Source organism: Flavobacterium sp., from assembly GCF_036782315.1.
In the GTDB taxonomy this organism is placed as follows: Bacteria; Bacteroidota; Bacteroidia; order Flavobacteriales; family Flavobacteriaceae; genus Flavobacterium.
In genome coordinates, this window is the sequence record NZ_DAIPZK010000006.1 from 23,703 (window position 1) to 48,544 (window position 24,842).

Genomic DNA, 24,842 nt, shown 5'->3' on the forward strand with positions numbered 1-24,842 from the left:
GATGCAAAACACCATCGCCACCATCAAAAGCATTACCAATAGTAAATATCTCGATATCATTGGAGTGGTTTTGGTAGTGGGCGTTTCGGTGTATTTAGAATATTACAAAACTACGTACGATTTTAGTTTTGATGGAAAAAGTTATTCCTTTTACTTAGGTTATTTTTCCATTTTAAACACTTGCTTATCGATGATGGCAACTCGATTGGTAACTAAGAAAAACAACATTGGAAATTTAATTAGTACTTGCAATACTTTATTAAGCGGAAGTATCGATTATCTTTTAGGAAATATTGGTGCGATTTTGACCTATCCTGTTTCGTTTTTTGGAAACTATTTTGCTTTCCGAATTTGGAAAAAGAAACAATATTTAAATGCAATTGATGCTATCTTTTTCCGAAACATGGCAATAGGTTTACTGCTTTCGTTAGTATTAAATTACATTGCTTTTACAACATTTTCAGACAAAGCGATTGATTGGAAATTGTTTTTCGCGATTGCTATTCCAGCCGGAATTAGTTTTGGTGGCACCTTTAATATAGGAAGAATGTATCCCGACAATTGGATCAATTGGCAAGTGTATAATTTACTTAAAATTGTACAAAATGTAATGCTCATGAACATTGCCAACACCGCAAAATATGTGTTTTATATGTTCAATGCGATTTTGGGTTATATCACTTGGAAGGATGATAAAGCGAAACAATTATAACTTCCTCGTAGATTCTCTCTGACGCAATTCTGTTTTAATCACCACGGTTTGCGGTTGGTAAAACTCGTCTTTAGAATTTAGCTTATGAATCAATAATTCAGCTGCTTTTGCTCCAATTTCTGGTGCATGTTGACTCACGGTTGACAAACTAGGAGTTAATCGTCTTGACCAAACACCATCGGCAAAACCAATAATGTTTAACTCTTCTGGTATTTTGATTCCTTGTTTGAGCGCCATTCGCATCGTCATGGTGGAACTGTGCTCGTCTAGGGCAAAAATCGCATCCATTTTTTTAGAGCAAATTAAGCTTTGTAATTTAACGTCAAAATCTTCAATAGAAGTTTCAAGAATAATCAAATCTTCATCAATGAGCATGTTAGCATCAAGTAAGGCTTGTTTGTATCCTTCTAATCTCAATTTCCCAACACTCAAATTATTAACCGTAGAAAGCAAGGCAATCTTTTTACTTCCTAATTTAATCAAATGCGTAGTAGCATCATAGGCTGAATCAAAATCATCTACTACTACTTTATCGCAATTGATACCATCGGCTACTCTATCAAACATTACGATAGGGGTTCCGCTGTTTATGATATCTTTAAAATGTTTGTATTCTCTTAATGATTGCGTTTCTTCTGCCACCGAAACAATAAAGCCATCAATAGTTCCGCTATTTAGCATATCCATCACTTGCTTTTCTTTATCTAAGGATTCATTAGAAATCCCTGTAATCACATTATATCCCTTTTCCAACGCAATCTTTTCAATTCCACTGAACACTTTAGCAAAAAAAGGATTGAGAATATTTGGAATGATTACACCTATAGTATTGGTACGTTGATTTTTTAAATTCTTCGCAATACTATTTGGTTTGTAATTCTGCAAAGCGGCGTACTCTTGAATTTTGATTTTAGTTGTTTCGCTAATTTCAGGACTATCGCTAAGTGCTTTAGAAACCGTTGAAATAGACACGCCAAATTCTAATGCAATTTGTTTTAGAGTTGCTTTTGCTTTCATATACTTATGTTAAGAGGTAAAAATAGTATAATTTCTTCAATTTTAAAAAACAACTTATACCGATTTTTGATTAAGAAGATGACACATAACTATTTAGAAAAAATAATATTTTCGAAAACGGGTTTGCAATTCTAATAAATAATTGTACTTTTGCACTCCCTTTATTGGGAATGGAATGTTTAATTTAAATTAATTATTGTGAACACATTAAGCTACAAGACAGTATCAGCTAACAAAGCTACTGCAGACAAGCAGTGGATTGTTGTAGACGCTGAAGGTCATAACTTAGGTCGTTTATCTACAAAAGTAGCGATGCTTTTAAGAGGTAAATACAAACCAAGTTATACACCGCACGTTGACTGTGGAGATAACGTAATTGTTATCAATGCAGAAAAAATCAACCTTACTGGTAACAAGTTAGATGACAAAACTTACGTTCGTCACACAGGTTACCCAGGAGGACAAAGAACTTTAACTGCTAAAGTAATGCAACAAAAAAATCCTGCATTATTAGTAGAAAAAGCTATCAAAGGAATGTTACCTAAAAATAAATTAGGTGCTGAATTATTCCGTAATTTAAATGTATATGTAGGTCCTGAGCACAAACATGCGGCTCAATCACCTAAAACCGTTAACCTAAACGATCTTAAGTAATGGGAGTTATTCACAAAATCGGTAGAAGAAAATGCGCTGTTGCACGTGTTTATGTTTCTGAAGGAACAGGAAAAATCACTGTAAACAAAAGAGAATTCAGTAACTACTTCCCAACTGCTACTTTACAGTACAAAGTAATGCAACCTTTAGCAATGACTGAAAATGCATCAAACTTTGACGTTAAAGTAAACGTTTATGGTGGTGGTACTACAGGACAAGCAGAAGCTGTAAGAATGGCTATCGCTCGCGCAATGTGTGAGGTAGAAGCTGAAAACAGAGCTATCCTTAAACCAGAAGGATTATTAACAAGAGATCCTAGAATGGTAGAACGTAAAAAATTCGGTCAGAAAAAAGCACGTAAGAGATTCCAATTCTCAAAACGTTAATATTCGGTATTTATCAGAATATATTTTCAGATTTATTTTTACAATTAAAATTGAATTAAAAACAAAGTTGTCGATATTCCTTGTAAAAAGGGAATTAGTTTAGCATCTAAATTTTCAAGACTAACGCAAGTGACTACTTGAAAATTGCTAATCACGGAACGTAAACTATTACACAATGGCAAACAAAATTGACGTTAAAGAGTTATTAGAAGCAGGTGTACACTTCGGACACATGACTCGTAAATGGGATCCAAACATGGCTCCTTACATTTATATGGAGCGTAATGGTATTCATATCATTAACCTATATAAAACTGCAGCTAAAATTGAAGAAGCTAACGAAGCTTTGAAAAAAATTGCTGCTTCTGGTAGAAAAGTATTATTCGTTGCTACCAAAAAACAAGCGAAAGATATCGTTGCTGAAAAAGCAGCAGCTTGTAACATGCCTTACATCACTGAAAGATGGCCAGGTGGTATGTTAACTAACTTCGTAACTATCCGTAAAGCGGTTAAAAAAATGGCTTCTATTGATAGAATGAAGAAAGACGGTACTTTCAATACTTTATCTAAAAAAGAAAAATTACAAATTGATCGTTTAAGAGCTAAGTTAGAGAAAAACTTAGGTTCAATTGCAGATATGTCAAGATTACCAGCTGCTTTATTCGTAGTTGACGTAAAAGCTGAGCATATCGCTGTTAAAGAAGCTCAAAAATTAAACATTCCAGTGTTCGCAATGGTAGATACGAATTCGGATCCACGTCCAATTGATTTCGTAATTCCTGCAAATGACGATGCTTCTAAATCAATTGAAAAAGTTTTATCATTAGTTTCTTCTGCTATCGTTGAAGGTCTTTCTGATAGAAAAGTTGAAAAAGATGAATTACCAGCTAAAGAAGTAGAAGCTACTGAAGCTCCTGCTACTGAAACTGAAGCATAAATCAATTAATTCCAAGAATTAAATTCCAAATTCCAAACTTGTTCTAACTTTTCGTTAGCAATTTAGTAAAATTGGAATTTGGGATTTAGTAATTGGAATTTTTACTTTTATAAACAACAAATAAAAAAAATACAAAATGGCAAATATTACTGCTGCAGACGTAAATAAATTAAGAACTATCACTGGTGCTGGAATGATGGATTGTAAAAAAGCATTAGTGGAGGCTGAAGGAGATTTCGATTTAGCTATCGAAAACTTAAGAAAAAAAGGTCAAAAAGTAGCTGCAAACCGTTCAGATAGAGAATCTACTGAAGGAGCTGCTGTTGCTGTTATCAATGCTGACAACACTGCTGGAGTTGCAATCACTTTAAATTGTGAAACTGACTTCGTAGGTAAAAACGAATCTTTCGTAAAATTAGCAAATGATTTAGCTAACCAAGCTTTAAACTATGCTACTAAAGAAGAATTATTAGCTTCTGATTTCAACGGAATCACTGTAGCTGAGAAATTAATCGAGCAAACTGGTGTTATCGGTGAGAAAATCGAAATCGGTGCTTTCGAAAGATTAGAAGGTGCTTTCGTAGGATCTTACATCCACGCTGGTAAAATTGCTACTTTAGTTGCGTTATCTGCTAACGTTGCAGGTGCTGACGAAGCTGCTAAAAATGTTGCAATGCAAGCTGCTGCTATGAACCCAATTGCTTTAAACGAAGCAGGTGTTGATGCTGCAATCATTGAAAAAGAAATCGAAATCGCTAAAGAACAATTAAGAGCTGAAGGTAAACCAGAAGCAATGTTAGACAACATTTCTAAAGGAAAAATCCAACGTTTCTACAAAGATAATACTTTAGTAAACCAAGATTTCATCAAAGACAGTTCTATGAGTGTTGCTAACTACATCAAATCTGTAGACGCTAACTTAACTGTTACTGGATTCAAAAGAGTTGCTTTAGGATAATCATATTCTAAACTCATAAATACAAAACCTTAATTCTTTAACAAGAGTTAAGGTTTTTTTCTTTTTAAAATACTGTATATTTGGGGTAAACGAAAAAAATAAAATAGTCTTGAAAAAAATTGCTTTTCTATTAGCCCTTGTATCAGTTTCCTTATTTGCTCAAGAAAAAAAATACCAAAGTTTATTATGGGAAATTAGTGGAAATGGTTTAAAAAAGAAATCTTATGTTTATGGCTCTATGCATGTAAGCGATAAGGTTTCCTATCATTTATCTGATAATTTTTTTAAACATCTTCAAGAGGCTGATATCATAGCAAATGAAAGCGAACCAAGAACTTGGACAACACTCTTCGACTTATTTAGCTTTTATAGTCAGTATGCTAATCAAGGTAAATTTTATACCAATTTCTACATCAAACCAATTGAGAAAGATAATTTATATCAACTTTTCAGAAGTAGTAATTACAATTTGATAAGCTTGCTTACCCGAACAAATGAAGCTCAAAAAGAATATCAAGAAGAAACCTATTTGGATATGTTCATCTACAGAACGGGTAGAAAATTTAACAAAAGAACAGTTGGCTTGGAGGATGTAAAAAAATCCACCTTAAACATTATGATGGCACAAGCCAAAATGGATGAAAGCGAAGTTGATAAAAACCGTCAATCTATTTTAAAAATATTAAAAAACAAATCTTACGACCAAGCACTGAACGATTATTATAGAGAAAAAGACTTAGATATGATTGATTCGTTAACCATGCTGAGTTCGCCAAAATCATTTTTAAAAGCCATGCTTTTTGACCGAAATATTGAAATGGTTAAAAACATGGATTCTATTATGAAAACAGGAAGTTTATTCAGTGCTATTGGTGCTGCTCACTTACCTGGACCAAAAGGTGTTATCGAACTACTTCGTGCAAAAGGATATAAAGTAACTCCTGTTTTTGGTAATTATACCGAAAAAGGAAAAGCCGCAAAAAAAAGAATTGAAGAATATTTCACAAAACCAGAATTAAAAAATAGAGCAACTGCCGATGGTATGATTTCATTGCCATTATTTGAAATTGTTTTAGAAAACGGAGAAGATTTGGAATCTCCAGATTTAGTAAATGGAGGTTTTATAAACGTTAAAAGAAAACCATTAAATGATTTTTTGAATAAGAAAAACAAAACATTTAACATCAAAACATTAGACAGTTTATTTTATGAAAATATCCCCGGAGAAATCTTGGATAAAAAATCATTTCAAGAAAAAAATTATTGGGTTTACGACATCAAAAGCAAAACTAAAACAGGTAATGCACAACGCTATCGATATTATATTACACCACTAGAAATTATTACGGTAATTATGGGTGGTGAAGGCGATTATGTAAGACGTTTTGAAGAAGATATTTTTTCTAAAATTGAATTAAAAGAAAGCAAGAATCATTGGGAAAAAATCAGTCCAAGAAAAGGAAGTTTTGAAATTGAAATACCAGCTTACAATACTTACACAGGAAATAAAAACAACAGTAAAGACAATTCTGATATTACCATAACGGCTTTTGATGAAAAGAAAAAAAGTTATTATTTTTTAATTGAAAAAACACTTTCTGAAATCGATAATTTAGAAAATTCAGAATATGAATTGAAGCGAATTCACCAAGAATTTTATGCCCAACACGAATTAGATTCTACTCATACAAAATTCAATAAAGAACGAATTGCTTTCTTCTCGAAATCGAATATTGAAAACAGAGAAATTCAATTGAAATCGCAATTAAATGGTAATAAATATTACCTTTTAGGAACCGTTAATGCAGAAGATTTAGACACCAAACGTTTTTTTGAATCGTTTGAGATTAAACCTTCTTTAGATTCTGAAAACTACACAACTTTTAGAGATTCAATAAATCATTTTAGTATTGAAATTCCTGAAAAACAAAATGAACACTTGGACTTTTTAGTAGAAAGAGAACCTAAAAACGGTAATAAGAAGAAAAATCATTTTACTGCAAAATCAAAAAGTTATCAATTCTTAGGAAGTAATGGTTCTATCATACAACTTAACTATTATAAATACCATCGTTACGAATCAGAAAAATCAATAGATTCTATTTGGAAAAATTATCGCAAACAAATTACAGGAACACTTTCTGTAAATGAAACTTCAGCAGATATAGAAAGTGACAATGAATTAATTGAAACCACTATTCCGCAAGACGATTTTAATCTAGCCTCTGAATATATCGTTTCAAATTGGGACAAAAAATTATTCCCAAAAGATGAAAAATTAAAAATAATTGATGAAAAAATAGATTTCGATAAAGAAAAAAATATTCACACTTTTGAAGCAATGGTTTCTAAACCTAGCTCAAAACAAGCCATTAAATACAAATTATTACTTAACGGAAATACTATTTACGAACTATCAACATTAGTGGGTAAAAATTATGACAAAACAGATTCATTTGTAGAAAAAACTTTTAATTCTATTACTTTAGAAAACAAATCCACAGAAACTATTTTAGAAAACAAAATGGATTTATTTTTAAATGATGTAAGAAGCAAACACGACAGCATTCGTTATTCTGCTCTAAAATCTACAGAATATTTAACAGTTGAAAAAGAAGATTTACCAAAATTTAAAACCTTTTTAAACACTTTTAAATTTAGAGAGGATGAAACTGAAATCTTAGGAAAGTTATATGAAAAACTGGGTCAAATTAAAGCTCCAGAAGTTATAACCTATTTAGAAAATGCTTACAAGAAAGAAAACACTAATACGGTTATTCAATTTGCGGTTTTAAAAGCGTTAACCTTTCAAAAAAACAAAGAAGCTTACAAGAAAATCTTAGAATTATTAGAATATGATTTACCTATTTCAGATAATGAATATGAAATAATTGGGCTTTTTAATCATTTTGAAGAAGATTTAGAAAACAGTCAAGTTTTGTTCCCCAATATCTTTCAATACTACAGTATAAAAGAATATCATGCTCCTATTGTATCCTTTACACATAAACTTTTAATTAAAAATCATGGTAATGCAAAAAAATTAAAATCATACAAAAAAATGATTTTAACCAATGCAAGACTAGAATACAAACGATTAGCAAGTTGGAAAAACAAACAAAACATTAAAAATCAAGAAGATGACGAATACTATGAAGACGAAGAAGCTCCAATAGAGGATTTCATCAGTTATTATACTATTTTATATCCATTTAGAACCGAAAAAGATATAGCTCAACTCTTTAAAAAGGCAACCGATTTAAATATTGATGAATTAGATTTAGCTTTCGCAGAAGTACAGCTCGAAAAAACAAACCAAGTAGATTCTCAAACCTTAGAACGAATTATGAAGAATGAAAAAATTCAGTTCATTGGATTTTTGATGATGTACCACATGAAACAAAATTCTTTTTTAAGCAAATATGACGGTAAATCACTTGCTAAGGCAGCCATAATTTATGCAGATGAAATCAACAAGAAGAAAGATTCTCTAGAATTCTATGACACAAAAGAAATTCGATTTAATGGAGAAAAAATAATATATTTCTTCTTCAAGAAAATCAATATTGAAGAAAATTCATATAATACAAACCAACAAAAAATAACCGGTATTGCATTTATTACAGATAATGGGAAAATTAATATTAAAGAATATTGTAAATTAAATGCTAGAGTATTTTTAGAAGAAAAAGAAATAGAAACTATCATAAAAAGCATGATTGACGAATCGTTAAACGACAATCACAAAAGAGCTACTTATGGTAAAAAAAATACAACTAATAATATATTTTCTGATTTAGAAGACTATTAATATGTTTCAAAGAAAAAAAGACATTATCTACGTTATTTTAGCTGGGATTTTCATTACCAATGCATTAGTGGCTGAATTAATAGGAGGAAAACTAATCTACATAGGGAATACTGTTATGAGTTTAGGTATTTTACCTTGGCCGATTGTTTTCATCACTACCGATTTAATAAACGAATATTTTGGAGAAAAAGGAGTAAAAAAACTGTCTTTCATAACAGCAGGTTTAATTGCATACACGTTTTTTCTCTTACTGATTGGACTTCAAATTCCAGCAGTAAAAGGCGAAGGATTAATTTCGGATGAGCAGTTTAATGCGGTTTTTGGTCAGAGTATGTGGATTATTGTAGGAAGTATAACGGCTTTTTTAGTTTCACAATTAATTGATGTATCTATATTTCATTTTGTAAAAAACAGAACAGGCAAAAAAATGCTTTGGTTAAGAAGTACGGGTTCAACAGTCATTTCACAATTATTCGATAGTTTTATCGTACTGGGAATTGCCTTTTGGTTACCTGGAAAAATAAATGGCGAAACATTTGTAGTATCCGCATTTACAGGATATTCTGTTAAACTAGGGATTGCAATTTGCTTAACACCCTTAATTTATCTCGGACATTACTTAATTGACAACTATTTAGGAGCAGAAAAACATGGAAACTAAACAGCGATGCGCTTGGTGTGAAAAAGACGATTTGTATCGAAATTATCACGATAACGAATGGGGAAAACCAGTTTATGATGATGAAACTATTTTCGAATTTCTAATTTTAGAAACCTTTCAAGCAGGCTTGAGTTGGTACACTGTTTTAGCGAAAAGAGAAAACTTCAGAAAAGCGTTTGATAATTTTGATTTAATAAAAATTGCCAACTATTCAGAAGATAAAATGGCAGAATTAGCTGAAAATACAGGAATTATTCGAAACAAATTAAAAATTAGAGCTACGGTTACCAATGCACAAGCATTTATAAAAGTGCAAGAAGAATTTGGAACATTCTCTAAATATATTTGGGGATTTGTAGATGGAAAACCCATAGACAATCAACCTAAAACCTTAAGTGAAGTAAAAGCAACTACTCCAATTTCAGATGCTTTAAGCAAAGATTTAAAAAAACGCGGATTCAAATTTGTTGGTTCAACCGTTATCTACGCACACATGCAAGCCACTGGTATGGTAAATGATCATGTAATGGATTGCTGGACTAGAAAATAAGATTATGAGTAACGACCCACTTCACGGAAAATCATTAAAAACTATTGTCGAGCAATTAGTAGATTTTTATGGTTTTGATACTTTGGCAGAACTTATAAACATCAATTGTTTTAAAGAAAACCCGTCTGTAAATTCAAGTTTGAAATTCTTGAGAAAAACCGATTGGGCAAGGAAAAAAGTGGAGGAATTGTATGTTAGAACTTTGCCGAAGTTTTAACTTTTCAACACCATCAAAAAATCCTCTCTTTCAATTTCCACACAGCCTAAACTAGCTAAATGGTCATTATAAACTTGGCAATCTAGCAAACGATAATTTGCCAATTCTAATTGTTTAGCTAAGGCAATAAAAGCTATTTTACTAGCATTAGAAACTTTAGAAAACATACTTTCGCCACAAAAAACGTGACCTAAATCTACACCATATAAGCCACCAACTAATTCATTATCTTGCCAAACCTCAACACTTTTGGCTATACCTAATTCATGAAGTTTGCAATACGCTTCTACCATATTGTCAGTAATCCAAGTGCCAGGCTGGTCTTTTCGAGAAATCTTTTTACAGTTTAGAATTACATCTCTAAAAGCGGTATTGAACGTAACTTTAAATTTCCTTTGATTGATAACGTTTCGCATGCTTTTTGAAATCTTTAAATCTTCAAAAAACAAAACCATGCGTTCTGGTGGACTCCACCATAATATTGGCTCATCATCTTCAAACCATGGAAAAATTCCGGAATTATAAGCCAAAACCAATCGCTCTGGAGACAAATCACCTCCTACCGCAACTATTCCTTCTGGAGAAGCGGTTTCAACTGGTGGGAAATATAATTCTTTAGTTAGAAAATACATCTTTTAAGAAAATAGAGAAGAGAAAAAAGAAAATAGACCTAATTATCGAGAAATTAAAAAGCCATTCAAAATGCAAATTTTGAATGACTCTTTTTTCTATGCTCTATTCTCTTTACTCTTTGTTAAAAAGGTAAATCGTCGTGTTCTTCTTCGTTAAAGTTGGTTGCTGGTTCAAAAGCTGCTGCGGGTGGCATAGGTGGCATTTGAGGTGTTGCCGTCGCTGGAGCTTCCGCTTGAACTTTTTCAATTCTCCAACCTTGAATAGAGTTAAAATATTTAGTTTCTCCTTGTGGATTTACCCATTCTCTACCTCTTAAATTGATTGAAACTTTTACTTGTTCACCAACATTATAACTGTTTAATAAATCGGTTTTATCTTGTGTAAACTCGATTAAAATATGTTGTGGATATTGCTCTTCTGTAGTCACTACAAGTTCTCTTTTTTTGAAAGATGCGCTTACTTGTTGTACTGAATTAATAACTTTCACTCTTCCTAAAACTTCCATAATACTAAAATTTATTTTTTTGCTAATAACAACTTCCAAGCATCAACCGCTCTTCCATTATCTACATACTCTTTTGCTTTTTGAAATTTTGTATCCATATCATCGGCACTTAAAACCGCTTTAACTTCAAAATTTTCTTTTACAAATATAGCAATTTCTTCTTCGGTTGGCACATTTTCTATATTTCCTAATCGTGCTAAATCATTCCCAGTAAAATAGCCACTTTCTTTTATAAAATCTGGAATCATATCTACTCCGATTCCTAAAGTTGTCAAAGGTTTTTCTACTTCAAACATACCTACATTAGAACGACTGTACCAATTACCTCCCATTCTGGCCACCAAATCAATTTTGTGTTGATCAATCATGCCGTTTGCATCTAAAATAGCTTCGTTAATGTGAATTTTTACAACTTCACAAATCACTAAATTACCTGCTCCACCTTGGTCTCCTAATGCGATTACATCATTAATCTTACATTCAAATTGCACCGGACTTTCCGCTACACGAAATGGTTTTACTTTATCTGATTTTAGCATCGTAAATCCAGCTTTTTCAAACTCATTCACGCCATCAGGATATTCTGTACTAGATAATGACATTTGTTCTACGATATCGTAATTTACCACATTAACCACAACTTCTCTTGTATTTTGAGCATTGATTAAAGTGTGTTTTGTAGTATTATCTCGCACACGTCTTGCAGGCGAAAAAATTAAAATTGGTGGATTAGAACTAAATACATTAAAGAAACTAAATGGTGATAAATTTGGATTTCCATTACTATCAATAGTACTGGCAAACGCAATAGGACGAGGCGCTACCGCACTTTGTAAATATCCTTGTAATTTTGCTGGTGCTATTTCTTTTGGATCAATGCTTAACATGTTGCAACTATTTTTTACAAAGATAACAAACAATTGCAAGTTCAATTACAAGAATAAACACCAAATTAAAAGGATTTTAGTATTTTTACTTCAAATACGAGTACATGCAGTTTTCAGAAAAACGAAATCTAACCCGCTGGTTCATAATATTAGCCTCTTTTTTCATCGTAATTTTAATACTTTGGAATACTTACAACTTTTTCCAAATTTTCAAAAATGAAGAAAGAGCAAAAATTGAGTATTGGGCAAGCGCTCAAAAAACACTAGCAAATGCTAACGAATATACAGATATTGAATTACCTTTTCAGATTATACGTAATAACACTTCAATTCCAATGATTGTTACGGATAGCAAAGATTCAATTATAAGTCATAATAACATTGACGAAGAAGTTGCAAAAGATTCCTCAGCCTTAAAGAAATATTTCAATTCGATAAAAAACAACAATCAACCCATTAAAATGGAGCTTTCTGAAAACAATTATCAATTGGTTTATTATGGAAGTTCGCCTTTATTGAATAAGTTGAAATATTATCCTATTGCTTTATTATTAATCATCATTTTGTTTGGCGCTGTGGTTTACAATTTTTATCGTGCAACCAAAATGGCGACACAAAATAAACTTTGGGCAGGAATGGCAAAGGAAACCGCACATCAAATAGGAACTCCACTTTCATCATTAATAGGTTGGTTGGAAATTTTAAAAATGGAAAACATTGAAGAAAGTACACTTCTTGAGATCGAAAAAGACATCAACCGATTACAAACCATTACCGATCGTTTTTCAAAAATTGGAAGTGAACCCGTTTTAGAGAAACGCAATATTATTGAGGATACAAAAAACACGGTTGAATACCTACAAACTAGGGTTTCTCAACAAGTGAACTTTCATTTTAAAGCACCTAAACATCCTGTTTTTGTTGAAATTAATCCTGCTTTACATAGTTGGACTATTGAAAATTTGGTTAAAAATGCCATTGATGCTATGAAAGGAAAAGGCAGTTTGAATATTGTAATTACTGTATTAGAAGATATTGTAAAAATTAGCATTACTGATACAGGAAAAGGAATTCCAAAAAACCAATTCACCAAAGTTTTTGAACCTGGATTTACAACCAAAAAGCGAGGTTGGGGATTAGGATTGTCATTAACGAAACGAATTGTTCAAGAATATCACAAAGGAAAAATTAAAGTTGCACATTCTGAAATAGGAAAAGGAACTACGATGCAGATTAGTTATAAAACAATAGATTAATTCTCTATTTGAATATAGGGTTTAACTTTTTTTGTTTTAAATAGTTTAAAAGTAGAACCATCCCAAGAATAATACTTAAACTCTTTTTTTACTAAAAATTTATTATCCTCTGCATTTTCATCTATAATTTCAGCTTCAATAATTTGTTTAATTATTGTGTTTTGCTCTCCTTTTTTCTCATTGGGAAAAATAAATTCTTCTGTATGATAAAAAACTCCCGCATCACCAACTTGATATTTTTGAGGTAGCAGTAGAAATCTTTTTCCAGTCCAGCCAAAATAATAATGGTACGTTGGTATACCACAAGCTTCACCGCTTAAAGAAATTCTATAAATTGAGTTTACATTTTTCAATCCCCATCCATTGATAGTAGAATTTTCAAAAAATTGGCTCTCATCTAACTGCTTAGGCATTGTAAAAGTATCTAAAATTTGATGATGTTCATTAACTGCTTTGACAGAAACATTACAAAAAACTGTATTATATACAGAACCACCTTCTTTGATTTTCTTAGTGAATTTAGAATCAATTGTTGTTAAAAAAAGAATATTATTTTTTTTCGAACTTCCTAAAGCAATGAAACCTTTCCAAACAAAACCTTTCTTAGACTGATTGTTTTGGTAATATTCAACTTCAACCCATGATAAATTTAGCCCATTTATGGTTGATGTTTCAGTTGTGTTATTAAGAACATTGACTTTAAAGCCTATGTTTAATGAATCTAATAATTTTCCATTTAAAGAAGGTTCTTGTCTAATATAACATTTTTTTACTCCTATTACCCCTTCGGTATTTTGACTATGATAAAAAGGCCAGTAAAAATTCTCAGAAGATAAATCTTGAGAAAAAATAAGGTTTGAGTAAAATAAAAATAGTAGTACTTTTTTCATATAAAAAACCACAAACTTTAAAGTTTGTGGTATTAGATTTTATAAATAAGTTGTAATTTTTTGTGCTAATTCCTGAAACTCTTCTGCAGTTAAGCTAGTTTTTCTTTGAAAACGCATATCGTCCATATCTTGAAGCGGAATTAGGTGTACATGAACGTGTGGTACTTCTAATCCAACAACGGCTACACCAATTCGTTTACATGCTACTGATTTTTCAAGAGCTTTGGCAACTTTTCGAGAAAACTTCATTAAACCCAGATAATGTTCTTCTTCCATATCAAAGATTTTGTTGATTTCTTGCTTTGGAATACACAACGTATGTCCTTTTGCGTTTGGATTAACATCTAAAAAAGCCAAATAATTTTCGTCTTCAGCAATTTTATAACATGGAATTTCTCCGTTTACTATTTTTGTGAATATTGAACCCATTTTGATGATTTTCAATTAGCCAATTTTCAATGATTAACTTCAAGAAAATTGTTATTAATATATTTTTAATTGTCATATTGCCACATTGACAAATCGACTAATTAATTTAATCTCTTGAAATCTCTAAAATCTCTACTTTTAAAACTCCATTTGGAACACTGATTTCGGCAATTTCACCAACCGACTTACCAAGTAACCCTTTTCCAATTGGAGAAGTTACCGATATTTTACCCGATTTTAAATCTGCTTCACTTTCTGCCACTAATGTGTATTTCATTTCCATACCATTAGCTTGATTTTTTATCTTCACAGTTGATAATACCAAGACCTTTGATACATCTAATTGTGATTCATCAATTAAACGAGCGTTTGCTACTAATTCTTCCATTTTAGCAATTCTCATTTCCAATAAGCCTTGAGCTTCTTTAGCAGCGTCATATTCTGCATTTTCAGATAAATCTCCTTTATCTCTAGCTTCGGCAATAGCTTGTGAGGCTTTTGGACGCTCTATACTTTTAAGTTGATCTAATTCTTCTCTTAATTTTTTTAATCCTTCTGCGGTGTAATAAGATACTGTACTCATAACTTCATTGTTTATATAAATAGAAAGAATCCCACCTGCATGGGATTCCTTTTCACAAAGATAGTAAATATTTTTAATATTAATTTAAGTAATAACGTAATGTTTAGTCAAAAGTAATTAATTAAATTTGTTTTACAAATGAAAGTAAAAAACCTTATGAAAAAATATATTTTTCTTCTCCTGATTCCTTTATTTTTTGGATGTGACAAAGAAGAGTTTCAAAATAACAATCCGTATTTACCTAATTATCCGGTAAATTTAAATATTAACATGAGTTTACCACAATATAGTAATTTGTTGAGTCCCGCAAACGCAGTGTATATTAATTCGGCTGGGCAAGGTATCAGAGGAATTATTGTTTTTAATACCGGAAGTGGATATGTAGCCTATGATGCGGCATGTCCGAATCAAGCTCTAAGTTCTTGTTCTACCATGACATTAAGTGGTATTGATGCAATTTGTCCGTGTGATGACAAACGTTATAGCTTATTTTCAGGACAAGCACAAGGTATGCAATATCCTATGAAACGTTATCGTGTAGAACAAATTAGCGATGTTTCAATACGAGTTTACAATTAACAAAAAAGCCTGAAAATTATAATTTCAGGCTTTTTTTAACTTAACTCAATTTAACTAAAATTTTAAATTCAATCCAAGTAGGAAATTAATTCCCGCTTGCGGATAATAACCTGCTCCTCCATAGGTAATTGTACTTCCAGAAGAATCATCATCATAGGTATAGAAATAACCATTTGATTCATACTCTACATCAAAAATATTATTTACTAATGCTGAAAAAACAATTGACTTGATACCTTTATTAATTTTCCAATCGTAAGAAACATTCAAATCATTTACAAAATAACTGTCTAATTTTGAAACATCAGAATCAATATTTCCCATGTATTGTTCTCCAACAAACTTTGATAATAATGACAACTGTAATCCTTTAACTGGTAAATAAGAAAATCTGTTTCCTGCAATAATACTAGGAGAATATGCAATATTAGTATTGCCTAAATTTTGAACTGTTCCATTAATTTCGTAATAAAAGTCTTCATTCTTATTTTGACTCAACGTTACATTTGGACTTAAAATTAACTTATCAGTCAAAGCAATAGCCGATTCTACTTCTAAACCTAGACGGTAACTCTTTCCACTATTTGTGAAAATAGGAGCTCCAACATCATTTAAATCTCCTGTTAAAACTAATTGATCGTTATATCTCATGTAAAAAGCATTTGCTGATAGCTTCACTTTTTTAGAATTATATTTCCAACCAAGCTCATAATCGAACAAACGCTCTGGCTTAATGGCTCCACTTTCGTAGTCATCACGTCTTGGCTCTTTATTAGCAATTCCGAAATAACCATAAAAAGCATTTTTCTCATTCAATTGATAATTCACTCCTGCTTTTGGATTAAAAAATCGGAAAGTATCATTAACATCATCAAATTTTGTACTGGTTGCATCATAAAACACCATTCTGTATTGTAAATCAGCAAATAAATTCAACTTGTTTGTAACATTGTATGATGCTTTTGTGTAGAAATTTACATCGTCTTTATTACCATAATTATCATAGTAACGATTAGGTTCTGGAATGTAGTTTTGCGTCCAAACCACTTCTCCATAATGTAATCCTAAATAACGATTTGCTGCTCCTCCAAATAACACATCGGTTTTTGCTTTTTTATAATTTAAAGAAAAAATGGCGCCAAAAAAATCATTATCTAGCCAACGTTTTCTTACCAAATCAGAAATAAAACTTCCGTTAAAAGCAGGTAAATTATAATCAGATAAATCAGAATCCTCTTTGTATTGTTCAAAATATCCTTTTCCAATTGTATAATGCAATGCTGCATTTGAAATCCAATTAGTACTCCATTTTTCTGTCCAATGTAATTGAAAATGATTTTGCCAGTAATTATCGGTTTCATTACTGTAGAATTGCATATTACCGTTTTCATCGAAATACATTCCAGCCGGATTAAAGGTTCTATCTCCATCTAAATCTTCTATTCCGTACCAAGCTTGATAGGTTTTTTCTTTTCCTCCAAATGCCAGTAATTTTATTAAAGTAGATTCCTTTACATAATTGGCATTAAAAAAATAACCAAACATATTTGATGTAGCTCTATCGATGAATCCATCAGAAGCAATGCTTGAAACTCTTCCGTTCATTTCAAAATTATTATGCAAACCGGTTCCAAAAGAAAGAGAATTTTTTCTTGTATTAAAGCTTCCAAAAGAATTTGAAATTTCGGCATAGGCTTTTTCTTGATATGATTTGGTAGCCATATTTAAACTTGCACCAAAAGCTCCAGCTCCATTCGTTGAAGTTCCTACACCTCGCTGCAACTGAACACTCTCTAATGAAGAAGCAAAATCGGGTAAATTCACAAAGAACGTTCCTTGACTTTCACTGTCGTTAAAAGGAATTCCGTTTAAAGTTACATTGATTCGAGAACCATCCGAACCGCGAACTCTCATATAAGTATAACCCACTCCATTTCCAGCATCAGTTGTACTAACTACAGAAGGCAAATATTGCAACAAAACAGGAATATCTTGTCCTAAATTTCGAGGCGCAATCTCTGCTGCAGAAACATTAGTGTACGTAATTGGATTTTTATCTTTTGCTCTAACAGACGAAACGGTTACTTCTTTAAGTTCGGTAACTTTTGTGGTATCTTTCTTGATTTCTTGAGAGAAAGAAAAAAGAGAAAAGAAAATAGAAAATAGACTCAAATAAATTTGCGTCTTTGTGCCTTTGTGGCAATCTTTTTTGAATAAAGTTTTCATTCGTAAAATAAATACGAATAAAAGGGGCAATTATTCCTTTGTTAAAAATTAAATTTGATACTCTTTGACGCCAATAAACGTGCACATTTATTTTTGTCAATTCCCTAAACAGCATTATCTGTTCTAGGTTCTATGGGTATGATCTCAGCTCGTTATTTAGAGCACCCCTTTGAGACATGGCAAAGATATAAAAAGTATTAAGATGAATGTATTAAGTATTAAGATTTTTTTGAGAAGTAAAAATCTTAATACTCCAATCTTAATACTTGATACTAAAAATTTGGCTTTTTTCTGTTTTGTTTTAAAACGCTCATTACTTTTTTAGCATTTAGGCGTTTTTCTTTTACAGCTCTTGGAATTTTTGTTTCTTTTCTTTCTTTTGGAACAACCAAAGCGTTTTCTAGCAACTTAAAACATTTCTTAATGACTTTCTCTTTGTTTTTAAGTTGACTTCTATCTTCTTCACTAGTTAAAATTAGGATTCCATCTTGTGTAAGTTTGGTTGCAAGTTTGGTTTGAAGTAACATTTTTTCGTCATCAGTTAATCCTTTTGAATTATTCAAATCGAAAGTTAACACCACTTTAGAGGATACTTTATTTACATTTTGGCCTCCTGCACCGCTGCTTCTTACAGCTTTAAATGAAAATTCAGATGTAATTGTAGATTTATCCATTATCAGGTTGATGTGAAGCTTTTAATAAATCATTTACGGTTTTAACGGGATTGAATGTTTCTAATGGAACCTCAACAAAAATAGTAGTCCATTTTGCCATTGCGCCATTCCATAAACCTGGAAGTTCAAAAGCTTTAATTGGTTTACCGTTTTTTGTTTTTTCAGTAATAAAAGCTGCTTTTGGATCTATAAATTGCTCTAAATCAAACTTTTCTCCTTTGAAGTTTTTAACACCACATACTATATCTACAGGATTAAAGTGTGTAGCTTCCTTCGCAATATTTTTTTGTGTTTTGTTATTCAAATCTATTTGAGATGACTCAACAATTTGCAAGGTTTGACGCCCTTTCTCATCTTGTACCCAAAATGGTCCACCGCCAGGTTCGCCTTCATTTTTAACCATTCCACAAACTCGAATAGGACGATTCAATACTTTTATTAAATATTCAATCTTATATTCTGTTAGAAAAAAATTGAATTCTTCTGGTAATGGGAAAGACATTTTCCTTTCAGCAAATTCTTTTATTTCTTGAATTTCTGCATCGGTTACATTCCCATTGGATAGTTTTTTAAGATAATTAAAAATTTGAAATTGCATTCGCATTAAAATGCCTCCTAAAAGCTTTTTATAGGTTGCAATAACTATTTTATGATTTTGCGATACATTATCAATGTTTTTAATAAATATAACATCGGAACTTAAGGAATTCAAATTATCAATTAAAGCGCCATGCCCGCCTGGTCTAAAAAACAGTTTGTTGTCTTCTATTCGAAATGGCGTATTGTCTTCATTAACAGCGAGTGTATCAGAGGACTGATCTTGATATGAAAAACTGATTTCAAAATCTGTATACTGACTCGTTATCTTTTCAAAATCAGATTGAAATTCTTTTGTAATGGTAAAATGAATTTTAGTTTTAGCACCTTCACTCTTAAAAAAATCAGCTTCAAAAATATTTTCTTCAATAGGTGTAATAATTTTTCCATCTCTAATATGAAATGGTAAAATACCTTTTGGTTTTTGAGAAAAACTTAAACCTTCTTCACTTAATAAAGTTTTAATAAGTGCAAATTGTTTCTTGTCGGTAGTAAAAGAATAATATTCTGGAAAGAGACTTAATGTTTTTTCTTTTAATTCTTTGTAAAAAGGGAAATTTTTTAAACCTAAAATAAAAATTGAAACATCATTTGCTTTCTTTTTATTAATGTAACTATTAATTGTATCATTTTCTGAATCAAATTCATTCAAAAATTCATTCAAAAATTTAAACATTCGAGTAGCTGCACCCGAAGCAGGTACAAATTTCTCAATTGTATACTTGCTTTTATGATGATCAAAATAGGAAACAAATGATTTAATTTCTTCTTCATTAAAGCGCCAAATTCCATCGCCAATTGTAGCCGACTTTACCAAGTTAACTTTAGGGATTCCGCTGATAAAAAAATCCAATTGCTGTTGTACTTTTTCAAGAGAATTTCCTCTTTCCTTTATGTATTTTATATCTGTTTCTGTAAAAATTTTTTCCATTCTAAATAGCCTAAAATAGCAATAATTGTAAATAATAAGAACTGCATACTAGAAAACGTTAAACCTTTATAAAAATATAAAGGCACCGAAATAACATCGGCAACAATCCAAATAATCCAGTTTTCAATTTTTCGTTTGGCCATAAGCCACATTCCAACAAAAAATAAAGCTGTTGTAAGGGTATCAATATAAGCTGTCCAATCTGTAAATTTATCAAAAAAATGATAAACTAAAGCAACAAACAACAAGGTTAATATAAAAATTAGCGTTGAAATTAGAAATTCTTTCCGATTTACAGTTGATATTGGAAATTCCTCCTGATCACCTTTTTTTTTAGACCACAAATACCAGCCTAAAATACTCATCAACGTATAATAGAAATTGATGATTAAATCACCATACAATTCAAATTCAAACAAAATATAAACATATATGATGGTGCTAACCAAACCGGTTGGATAAACCAAAATATTATTTTTTCGTGCAAATAAAACACTGATGATACCAAAGACAACAGCAATTAATTCTAATGCAATTAAATAATCGGGATAATCTTTATATTGAGAAAATAGCAACTCTATCATAATAAAAAGAAATTACTGTCGTTTTCAAAAGCAGTTCCAATAACGACCAAATCAGCTCCAGCCTCATACACTTCTTGAATCGTTTTCATAGAACGAATGCCGCCACCTACTATCAACGGAATTTTTATATTTTGAGCTACATAGCAAATCATTTTTAAAGAAACGTGTTGATTAGCCCCACTTCCCGCTTCTAAATAAATCAACTTTTTACCTAAAAATTCACCTGCCTTTGCTGTTTTATAAGCTAATTCAATATTATTATTTTCAATCGGTTGTGTTTGACTTACGCGTTGCACAGCGGTCTCTTTTCCGCCATCAATTAGCAAATAACCTGTTGGAATAATTTCTAAATTAGACTTTTCCAATACCTCTACCGAATTAATGTGATGTTCAATCAAATATTGTGGGTTTCTTCCGGAAAGCAAACTGAGAAATAAAATACCATCGGCTTCACTAGAAATTTGGGATGGATGCCCAGGAAAAATTAAAACAGGTAATTGTGCTTCCTTTTTTAAAGTTGCTATCAATAAATCTAAATGAGTCCCACTAAAAGTGCTTCCGCCTACAAAAATATGTGTGGCAGGAGAAGTTTTAATTTTTTCACACAATATTCCAACTTGTTCAATTGAAACCTTTTCAGGATCGATTAAAATAGCCAACAATTTTTGATTGTCTTTTTTAGCTTGAAGTATATTTTGATACAGATTTTGCATTTTAATTATTTGGGAAAGCACACACAAAGATATAATCTTCTACTTTATAAAAGTGAATTTTAAACTTTTCTATTTTGCTATTAAAATGCAATTCGGCTGCACATTTTCCGTCTGACAAACAAAATTTATCTTCAAAAATATGTTCTGGAAAACTGATTCCTTTTTCGTTCTTGATTTTAAAAATAGATTCTTTTACACCCCAAACCACAGTCGCTTTCTCAATTTGTTCGGAAACAGAAAGATTTTCTAAATGTTTTACTTCCATGAATCTCGGCGCAATTTTCAACGTTTTTTCTTTAAGTTTTTCTAAATCAATCCCCATTAATTCATCACTTATGCAGATACAAGAAAATTCGTGTGAATGCGAAATAGAGATATGTTTCAGGATGGATGTTGGGTGATGGGTAATGGGTGATGGATTTTCATTTTTATACTTAGTACTTCGTACTTCGTAATTCAAATGTGGTTTTCCAGCTTCATCATATGTTAAATCATAATCCGTGTAACCTAAATGTTGCAACAACATTCGTACGGCCAAAAATCCTTTTTGATGTTCTTCTGATTTCATTCCTTCTAAGCGAAATAAGGAAACATCTTTGAGCGAAACTGCTCTAAATAACGAAGTTACATCTTCGGTTATATGCCAAAAGTATGCTGTTGTGGTTGCGTTAATTTGTATGGATTTATAAAAAGGCATGGATATTTAATTGTGATTCAAATGATTAGCATGATAAACAATTCACAAAATTTAAAACATTATTTAGAAAATAAAAACTTATGTTGTAACTTTGCCTCCTCAAATTTAAAAATAAATTGATAAACATAATGAGTACAAAAACAATTCCATATGTACCATACAAAGTTAAAGATATTTCTTTAGCAGCATGGGGAAGAAAAGAAATTCAATTAGCAGAAGCTGAAATGCCTGGTTTAATGGCTTTAAGAGCAGAATATGGTGCAAGCCAACCTTTAAAAGGAGCTCGTATTGCTGGATGTTTACACATGACGATTCAAACAGCGGTGTTAATTGAAACATTAGTTGCTTTAGGTGCTGATGTTACTTGGTCTTCATGTAACATTTTCTCAACTCAAGATCATGCTGCTGCTGCAATTGCTGCTGCTGGAATTCCAGTTTATGCATGGAAAGGAATGAATGAAGAAGAATTTGATTGGTGTATTGAGCAAACTTTATTCTTTGGTGAAGAGCGTCAACCATTAAACATGATTTTAGATGATGGTGGTGATTTAACTAACATGGTTTTCGATAGATATACTGAATTAGTTTCTGGAATTAAAGGTTTATCTGAAGAAACTACAACTGGAGTTCACCGTTTATACGAAAGAATGAAAGCTGGAACTTTATATATGCCAGCTATTAACGTTAATGACTCCGTTACTAAATCTAAATTTGATAACAAATACGGATGTAAAGAATCTGCTGTAGATGCAGTTCGTAGAGCTACTGACGTAATGTTAGCAGGAAAAAGAGTAGTTGTTTGTGGATACGGAGACGTAGGAAAAGGAACTGCAGCTTCTTTCCGTGGTGCTGGTTCTATTGTAACGGTTACTGAAATTGATCCAATATGTGCTTTACAAGCTGCTATGGATGGTTTTGAAGTTAAAAAATTAGACACTGTTATTGCTAATGCTGATATTGTAATTACTACAACTGGAAATAAAGATATCGTAGTAGGTCGTCATTTCGAAGCTATGAAAGATAAAACTATCGTTTGTAACATTGGGCACTTTGATAACGAAATCGATATGGCTTGGTTAAACAAAAACTATGGCAATACTAAACAAGAAGTTAAACCTCAAGTTGATATTTACAACGTAAACGGTAAAGAAGTTATTATTTTAGCTGAAGGACGTTTAGTAAACTTAGGTTGTGCTACTGGACACCCAAGTTTTGTAATGTCAAATTCATTTACTAACCAAACGTTAGCTCAAATCGAATTATGGACAAATAGTGCGGCTTATAAAAATGAAGTATATATGTTACCTAAACATTTAGATGAAAAAGTAGCAGCACTTCACTTAGCTAAATTAGGTGTTGAATTAGAAACTTTAAATCCAGAGCAAGCTGCTTATATTGGAGTTGATGTTCAAGGTCCATTTAAACCTGAGTACTACAGATACTAATTTTTAGTTAATAGTAAAAAGTCACAAATTATATAGAACCCTTACAGCAATGTGAGGGTTTTTTCTTTTACCAACTATTTTTCAACAAATTAGCAACAACTTGAAACTTTTGGCGTTAAATTTGTACTAATCATCATCAATCAAAATCAATCATCATGTTAAAACGTTTTTTTATGTTATGTTCGGGCGTAGATTCCGACATAATTAATGGCTGTTCCAATGGCGAGCAAAACAAATATGCCGGAATTGGAGCTACCGTTTTCTTCACTGCCGTAATGGCTTTTATTGCGAGTGCTTATGCGCTTTTTACTGTTTTCGACAATGCTTTTATTGCCATAGCTTTCGGATTAGTTTGGGGTTTGCTAATTTTTAATTTGGACCGATTTATTGTTTCTACCATTAAAAAAAGAGATAGTTTTCTAGACGAATTTATTCAGGCTACTCCGCGAATTGCTTTAGCGATTATTATTGCTATCGTAATTTCAAAACCTTTGGAAATTAAAATCTTTGAAAAGGAAATTAATACGGTTTTACTGAAAGAAAAGAACGAAATGATGTTGGCCAACAAAAAACAAGTGACCAATTATTTTCAATCGGATTTAGATAAAAACAAAGCACAAATTGATAGCTTAAAATCAGAAATTCTTAAAAAAGAGAAAGAAGTAAATGATTTATATTCGGTTTACATCACCGAAGCTGAAGGAACTGCCGGAACTAAGAAGTTAGGCAAAGGACCTGTTTATAAAGAAAAGCGTGAAAAACACGATGCTGCTTTGCAAGATTTAGCTACCTTAAAAACAACTAATCAAGCAAAAATCACCGATTTAGAAACGAAAGCTAAAACCTTACAAGCCGATTTAGACAAAAAAGTCACCGAAACCCAACCCATTATTGAAGGTTTCGACGGATTAATGGCTCGAATTAACGCCTTAAATAAATTACCTTTCTTACCATCGTTTTTTATCATGTTGTTGTTTTTAGCGATTGAAACTTCACCAATTATTGCCAAATTATTATCACCAAAAAGCGAATACGATTTCAAACAAGAAGATAACGAAATGGGCATCAAAAATATGTTAGCACAAAATCGTTATCAAAGCGAATTACAAAAACAAACCGATGCCGAAATTTATGATAAAGTCTACGCCGACATCAAAGAAGATAAAGAACTGTACAACTACAAAAAGAAAAGTGCTACGGAATTACTTAAACTCCAAGCCGATGGATTTGTAGAGAAACAGAAGAAGTCAATGTAAAATTTAACCACAAAGTTCGCTAAGAGTTGCACTAAGAACACAAAGGAAAACCCA

General features: G+C 31.5%; 26 protein-coding genes. 13 read left to right on the forward strand and 13 right to left on the reverse strand.

From position 1 onward, the window contains the following. Nucleotide 1: 1 nt before the first annotated feature. The gene (locus tag V7P59_RS06645) at nucleotides 2–712 is read left to right on the forward strand and encodes a nicotinamide mononucleotide transporter family protein (RefSeq protein WP_333809373.1); all 711 of its coding nucleotides are present in this window, start codon (nucleotides 2–4) and stop codon (nucleotides 710–712) included. On the opposite strand, the gene V7P59_RS06650 is transcribed toward V7P59_RS06645, so the two are convergent. Further along, a complete protein-coding gene (locus V7P59_RS06650; RefSeq protein WP_333809374.1) occupies nucleotides 707–1,729 on the reverse strand; it encodes a LacI family DNA-binding transcriptional regulator in 1,023 nt (340 codons plus the stop codon). The genes V7P59_RS06645 and V7P59_RS06650 overlap by 6 nt on opposite strands. A 198-nt stretch (nucleotides 1,730–1,927) precedes the next feature. On the opposite strand from V7P59_RS06650, the gene rplM reads away from it, so the two are divergent. From rplM to V7P59_RS06690, 8 genes are all read left to right on the forward strand, one after another. Then, complete coding sequence (gene rplM, locus V7P59_RS06655) at nucleotides 1,928–2,383, forward strand: 50S ribosomal protein L13 (protein WP_194093365.1); 456 nt, start codon at nucleotides 1,928–1,930, stop codon at nucleotides 2,381–2,383. Then, the gene (rpsI, locus tag V7P59_RS06660; RefSeq protein ID WP_333809375.1) at nucleotides 2,383–2,769 is read left to right on the forward strand and encodes a 30S ribosomal protein S9; all 387 of its coding nucleotides are present in this window, start codon (nucleotides 2,383–2,385) and stop codon (nucleotides 2,767–2,769) included. The genes rplM and rpsI overlap by 1 nt, the downstream gene beginning before the upstream one ends. Nucleotides 2,770–2,944: 175 nt before the next feature. Beyond that, nucleotides 2,945–3,706, forward strand: a complete 762-nt coding sequence (gene rpsB / locus V7P59_RS06665) for a 30S ribosomal protein S2 (RefSeq protein ID WP_231842970.1) — start codon at nucleotides 2,945–2,947, stop codon at nucleotides 3,704–3,706. Nucleotides 3,707–3,842: 136 nt separating this feature from the next. Continuing rightward, nucleotides 3,843–4,664: a translation elongation factor Ts gene (tsf, locus tag V7P59_RS06670; RefSeq protein WP_333809376.1), complete on the forward strand. Its 822-nt coding sequence runs from the start codon at nucleotides 3,843–3,845 to the stop codon at nucleotides 4,662–4,664. Between the two features lie 109 nt (nucleotides 4,665–4,773). Next, complete coding sequence (locus tag V7P59_RS06675; protein WP_333809377.1) at nucleotides 4,774–8,475, forward strand: TraB/GumN family protein; 3,702 nt, start codon at nucleotides 4,774–4,776, stop codon at nucleotides 8,473–8,475. Between the two features lies 1 nt (nucleotide 8,476). Next, on the forward strand, nucleotides 8,477–9,136 hold the full coding sequence (locus tag V7P59_RS06680) for a queuosine precursor transporter (protein ID WP_333809378.1): 660 nt from the start codon (nucleotides 8,477–8,479) through the stop codon (nucleotides 9,134–9,136). Continuing rightward, nucleotides 9,126–9,686 carry a DNA-3-methyladenine glycosylase I gene (locus tag V7P59_RS06685; RefSeq protein ID WP_333809379.1) on the forward strand — a complete coding sequence of 187 codons (561 nt, stop codon included), beginning with the start codon at nucleotides 9,126–9,128 and terminating at the stop codon, nucleotides 9,684–9,686. Before V7P59_RS06680 ends, V7P59_RS06685 begins: the two co-directional genes overlap by 11 nt. 4 nt (nucleotides 9,687–9,690) lie before the next feature. Beyond that, the gene (locus tag V7P59_RS06690; protein WP_333809380.1) at nucleotides 9,691–9,903 is read left to right on the forward strand and encodes a VF530 family protein; all 213 of its coding nucleotides are present in this window, start codon (nucleotides 9,691–9,693) and stop codon (nucleotides 9,901–9,903) included. Here the strand turns inward: V7P59_RS06690 and aat are convergent. The 3 genes from aat to V7P59_RS06705 all read right to left on the reverse strand — a co-directional run bounded on the left by aat (nucleotide 9,900) and on the right by V7P59_RS06705 (nucleotide 11,928). Beyond that, complete coding sequence (aat, locus tag V7P59_RS06695; protein WP_333809381.1) at nucleotides 9,900–10,535, reverse strand: leucyl/phenylalanyl-tRNA--protein transferase; 636 nt, start codon at nucleotides 10,533–10,535, stop codon at nucleotides 9,900–9,902. The two genes, V7P59_RS06690 and aat, sit on opposite strands and share 4 nt — an antisense overlap. A 122-nt stretch (nucleotides 10,536–10,657) precedes the next feature. After that, nucleotides 10,658–11,041, reverse strand: coding sequence for a DUF3127 domain-containing protein (locus tag V7P59_RS06700; RefSeq protein WP_333809382.1), 384 nt, complete (start codon nucleotides 11,039–11,041; stop codon nucleotides 10,658–10,660). Nucleotides 11,042–11,052: 11 nt separating this feature from the next. Then, nucleotides 11,053–11,928 (reverse strand): flavin reductase family protein, encoded by an 876-nt coding sequence (locus tag V7P59_RS06705; protein ID WP_333809383.1) that lies wholly within the window; start codon nucleotides 11,926–11,928, stop codon nucleotides 11,053–11,055. 104 nt (nucleotides 11,929–12,032) lie between these two features. Here V7P59_RS06705 and V7P59_RS06710 point away from each other — a divergent pair, with 104 nt between their 5' ends. Next, complete coding sequence (locus V7P59_RS06710; RefSeq protein WP_333809384.1) at nucleotides 12,033–13,184, forward strand: sensor histidine kinase; 1,152 nt, start codon at nucleotides 12,033–12,035, stop codon at nucleotides 13,182–13,184. Here the strand turns inward: V7P59_RS06710 and V7P59_RS06715 are convergent. The 3 genes from V7P59_RS06715 to greA all read right to left on the reverse strand — a co-directional run bounded on the left by V7P59_RS06715 (nucleotide 13,181) and on the right by greA (nucleotide 15,086). Then, the gene (locus V7P59_RS06715; RefSeq protein WP_333809385.1) at nucleotides 13,181–14,074 is read right to left on the reverse strand and encodes an SH3 domain-containing protein; all 894 of its coding nucleotides are present in this window, start codon (nucleotides 14,072–14,074) and stop codon (nucleotides 13,181–13,183) included. The genes V7P59_RS06710 and V7P59_RS06715 overlap by 4 nt on opposite strands. A 39-nt stretch (nucleotides 14,075–14,113) precedes the next feature. Further along, the gene (locus tag V7P59_RS06720) at nucleotides 14,114–14,503 is read right to left on the reverse strand and encodes an HIT family protein (protein WP_333809387.1); all 390 of its coding nucleotides are present in this window, start codon (nucleotides 14,501–14,503) and stop codon (nucleotides 14,114–14,116) included. 106 nt (nucleotides 14,504–14,609) lie between these two features. Beyond that, nucleotides 14,610–15,086, reverse strand: coding sequence for a transcription elongation factor GreA (gene greA, locus V7P59_RS06725; RefSeq protein WP_333809388.1), 477 nt, complete (start codon nucleotides 15,084–15,086; stop codon nucleotides 14,610–14,612). A gap of 156 nt (nucleotides 15,087–15,242) precedes the next feature. Here greA and V7P59_RS06730 point away from each other — a divergent pair, with 156 nt between their 5' ends. Continuing rightward, nucleotides 15,243–15,665 carry a Rieske (2Fe-2S) protein gene (locus V7P59_RS06730; protein ID WP_333809389.1) on the forward strand — a complete coding sequence of 141 codons (423 nt, stop codon included), beginning with the start codon at nucleotides 15,243–15,245 and terminating at the stop codon, nucleotides 15,663–15,665. 54 nt (nucleotides 15,666–15,719) lie between these two features. Here the strand turns inward: V7P59_RS06730 and V7P59_RS06735 are convergent, their stop codons facing one another. The 6 genes from V7P59_RS06735 to V7P59_RS06760 form a co-directional block, all read right to left on the reverse strand. Beyond that, nucleotides 15,720–17,891, reverse strand: coding sequence for a TonB-dependent receptor (locus tag V7P59_RS06735; protein ID WP_333809390.1), 2,172 nt, complete (start codon nucleotides 17,889–17,891; stop codon nucleotides 15,720–15,722). Between the two features lie 272 nt (nucleotides 17,892–18,163). Then, the gene (gene arfB, locus V7P59_RS06740) at nucleotides 18,164–18,565 is read right to left on the reverse strand and encodes an alternative ribosome rescue aminoacyl-tRNA hydrolase ArfB (RefSeq protein ID WP_333809391.1); all 402 of its coding nucleotides are present in this window, start codon (nucleotides 18,563–18,565) and stop codon (nucleotides 18,164–18,166) included. Further along, complete coding sequence (locus tag V7P59_RS06745; protein ID WP_333809392.1) at nucleotides 18,558–20,093, reverse strand: DUF4301 family protein; 1,536 nt, start codon at nucleotides 20,091–20,093, stop codon at nucleotides 18,558–18,560. Before V7P59_RS06745 ends, arfB begins: the two co-directional genes overlap by 8 nt. Next, the gene (pnuC, locus tag V7P59_RS06750) at nucleotides 20,063–20,677 is read right to left on the reverse strand and encodes a nicotinamide riboside transporter PnuC (protein WP_333809393.1); all 615 of its coding nucleotides are present in this window, start codon (nucleotides 20,675–20,677) and stop codon (nucleotides 20,063–20,065) included. The genes V7P59_RS06745 and pnuC overlap by 31 nt, the downstream gene beginning before the upstream one ends. Further along, nucleotides 20,674–21,390 (reverse strand): geranylgeranylglyceryl/heptaprenylglyceryl phosphate synthase, encoded by a 717-nt coding sequence (locus V7P59_RS06755; RefSeq protein ID WP_333809394.1) that lies wholly within the window; start codon nucleotides 21,388–21,390, stop codon nucleotides 20,674–20,676. Before V7P59_RS06755 ends, pnuC begins: the two co-directional genes overlap by 4 nt. A gap of 1 nt (nucleotide 21,391) precedes the next feature. Then, the gene (locus V7P59_RS06760; RefSeq protein WP_333809395.1) at nucleotides 21,392–22,087 is read right to left on the reverse strand and encodes a 4'-phosphopantetheinyl transferase family protein; all 696 of its coding nucleotides are present in this window, start codon (nucleotides 22,085–22,087) and stop codon (nucleotides 21,392–21,394) included. Between the two features lie 128 nt (nucleotides 22,088–22,215). Between V7P59_RS06760 and ahcY the strand changes: the two genes are divergently transcribed. Then, a complete protein-coding gene (gene ahcY / locus V7P59_RS06765) occupies nucleotides 22,216–23,532 on the forward strand; it encodes an adenosylhomocysteinase (RefSeq protein ID WP_333809396.1) in 1,317 nt (438 codons plus the stop codon). Between the two features lie 155 nt (nucleotides 23,533–23,687). After that, nucleotides 23,688–24,788: a DUF4407 domain-containing protein gene (locus tag V7P59_RS06770; protein WP_333809397.1), complete on the forward strand. Its 1,101-nt coding sequence runs from the start codon at nucleotides 23,688–23,690 to the stop codon at nucleotides 24,786–24,788. The last annotated feature ends 54 nt before the right edge of the window (nucleotides 24,789–24,842 follow it).

Coding starts and splice junctions, on each gene's coding strand:
- V7P59_RS06645 (WP_333809373.1), top strand. CDS start 2: ATGCAAAACACCATCGCCACCATCAAAAGCATTACCAATAGTAAATAT.
- V7P59_RS06650 (WP_333809374.1), bottom strand. CDS start 1,729: ATGAAAGCAAAAGCAACTCTAAAACAAATTGCATTAGAATTTGGCGTG.
- rpsI (WP_333809375.1), top strand. CDS start 2,383: ATGGGAGTTATTCACAAAATCGGTAGAAGAAAATGCGCTGTTGCACGT.
- rpsB (WP_231842970.1), top strand. CDS start 2,945: ATGGCAAACAAAATTGACGTTAAAGAGTTATTAGAAGCAGGTGTACAC.
- tsf (WP_333809376.1), top strand. CDS start 3,843: ATGGCAAATATTACTGCTGCAGACGTAAATAAATTAAGAACTATCACT.
- V7P59_RS06680 (WP_333809378.1), top strand. CDS start 8,477: ATGTTTCAAAGAAAAAAAGACATTATCTACGTTATTTTAGCTGGGATT.
- V7P59_RS06685 (WP_333809379.1), top strand. CDS start 9,126: ATGGAAACTAAACAGCGATGCGCTTGGTGTGAAAAAGACGATTTGTAT.
- V7P59_RS06690 (WP_333809380.1), top strand. CDS start 9,691: ATGAGTAACGACCCACTTCACGGAAAATCATTAAAAACTATTGTCGAG.
- aat (WP_333809381.1), bottom strand. CDS start 10,535: ATGTATTTTCTAACTAAAGAATTATATTTCCCACCAGTTGAAACCGCT.
- V7P59_RS06700 (WP_333809382.1), bottom strand. CDS start 11,041: ATGGAAGTTTTAGGAAGAGTGAAAGTTATTAATTCAGTACAACAAGTA.
- V7P59_RS06705 (WP_333809383.1), bottom strand. CDS start 11,928: ATGTTAAGCATTGATCCAAAAGAAATAGCACCAGCAAAATTACAAGGA.
- V7P59_RS06710 (WP_333809384.1), top strand. CDS start 12,033: ATGCAGTTTTCAGAAAAACGAAATCTAACCCGCTGGTTCATAATATTA.
- V7P59_RS06715 (WP_333809385.1), bottom strand. CDS start 14,074: ATGAAAAAAGTACTACTATTTTTATTTTACTCAAACCTTATTTTTTCT.
- V7P59_RS06720 (WP_333809387.1), bottom strand. CDS start 14,503: ATGGGTTCAATATTCACAAAAATAGTAAACGGAGAAATTCCATGTTAT.
- greA (WP_333809388.1), bottom strand. CDS start 15,086: ATGAGTACAGTATCTTATTACACCGCAGAAGGATTAAAAAAATTAAGA.
- V7P59_RS06730 (WP_333809389.1), top strand. CDS start 15,243: ATGAAAAAATATATTTTTCTTCTCCTGATTCCTTTATTTTTTGGATGT.
- V7P59_RS06735 (WP_333809390.1), bottom strand. CDS start 17,891: ATGAAAACTTTATTCAAAAAAGATTGCCACAAAGGCACAAAGACGCAA.
- arfB (WP_333809391.1), bottom strand. CDS start 18,565: ATGGATAAATCTACAATTACATCTGAATTTTCATTTAAAGCTGTAAGA.
- V7P59_RS06745 (WP_333809392.1), bottom strand. CDS start 20,093: ATGGAAAAAATTTTTACAGAAACAGATATAAAATACATAAAGGAAAGA.
- pnuC (WP_333809393.1), bottom strand. CDS start 20,677: ATGATAGAGTTGCTATTTTCTCAATATAAAGATTATCCCGATTATTTA.
- V7P59_RS06755 (WP_333809394.1), bottom strand. CDS start 21,390: ATGCAAAATCTGTATCAAAATATACTTCAAGCTAAAAAAGACAATCAA.
- V7P59_RS06760 (WP_333809395.1), bottom strand. CDS start 22,087: ATGCCTTTTTATAAATCCATACAAATTAACGCAACCACAACAGCATAC.
- ahcY (WP_333809396.1), top strand. CDS start 22,216: ATGAGTACAAAAACAATTCCATATGTACCATACAAAGTTAAAGATATT.
- V7P59_RS06770 (WP_333809397.1), top strand. CDS start 23,688: ATGTTAAAACGTTTTTTTATGTTATGTTCGGGCGTAGATTCCGACATA.